The organism is Arthrobacter sp. H41, assembly GCF_000520535.1.
GTDB lineage: Bacteria > Actinomycetota > Actinomycetes > Actinomycetales > Micrococcaceae > Arthrobacter_D.
This window is the reverse complement of the sequence record NZ_KI914793.1, coordinates 24,316-25,209: the sequence shown is the minus strand read 5'-3', so window position 1 is coordinate 25,209 and position 894 is coordinate 24,316. Positions and strand designations below refer to the sequence as shown.

2 protein-coding genes and 1 pseudogene are annotated in these 894 nt (G+C 71.3%); all 3 read right to left on the bottom strand.

The features are described from left to right. The coding region (locus tag Y705_RS18665; protein WP_155849995.1) for a DUF488 domain-containing protein at positions 1 to 210 on the bottom strand (210 nt) is incomplete at its 3' end. Then, positions 207 to 464, bottom strand: coding sequence for a hypothetical protein (locus Y705_RS0109095; protein ID WP_026532634.1), 258 nt, complete (start codon positions 462 to 464; stop codon positions 207 to 209). The genes Y705_RS0109095 and Y705_RS18665, both read right to left, overlap by 4 nt. A gap of 189 nt (positions 465 to 653) precedes the next feature. Then, positions 654 to 894 (bottom strand): annotated as a pseudogene (locus Y705_RS22325) (3-beta hydroxysteroid dehydrogenase); the annotation flags it as partial.

Genomic DNA, 894 nt, shown 5'->3' with positions numbered 1-894 from the left:
CAGCCTCTTCTCCCACCGGTATTCGACGCCGGCGGCGGGGAGCCACGCTTCCATGCGGTCCTTGCCGAAGTGCGGGTACTTCCGGCTACCCGGACCGATCCGGACGTCCACGAGGGCGTTGATTCCCGAGCCGACAAGCAGACGGGTGAAGTCCTCCTGCGTCGCAGTGCCGTGCCCCACCGTCACCAGACGTATCTGCTCGCTCGTCATGACCCCGAGCCTTTGCCGCGCGTGGAGGCGAGCCACTCTGCGAAGGTCGGGCCGCGGCGCTCGACAGCCGTGCCGGGAAGTAGCGCGCCGCCGGCCAGGGCCCTGGTTGCTCCGGGAAGCGGGACCGGCACCATGCGGACGCGCGGACCTTCCTCGGCCGCGACGGCCTTCGCCAGGTCGAGAAGATCGAGATCCTCCGGTCCGGCCACCTCCCGCACACCGAGCGGCGGCCCCGCGGCGACCTCGGCGATCACCTCGGCTGCCGAAGCCGCAGCAATCGGCGCGCTCCATGCGGTCCTTGCCGAAGTGCGGGTACTTCCGGCTACCCGGACCGATCCGGACGTCCACGAGGGCGTTGATTCCCGAGCCGACAAGCAGACGGGTGAAGTCCTCCTGCGTCGCAGTGCCGTGCCCCACCGTCACCAGACGTATCTGCTCGCTCGTCATGACCCCGAGCCTTTGCCGCGCGTGGAGGCGAGCCACTCTGCGAAGGTCGGGCCGCGGCGCTCGACAGCCGTGCCGGGAAGTAGCGCGCCGCCGGCCAGGGCCCTGGTTGCTCCGGGAAGCGGGACCGGCACCATGCGGACGCGCGGACCTTCCTCGGCCGCGACGGCCTTCGCCAGGTCGAGAAGATCGAGATCCTCCGGTCCGGCCACCTCCCGCACACCGAGCGGCGGCCCCGCG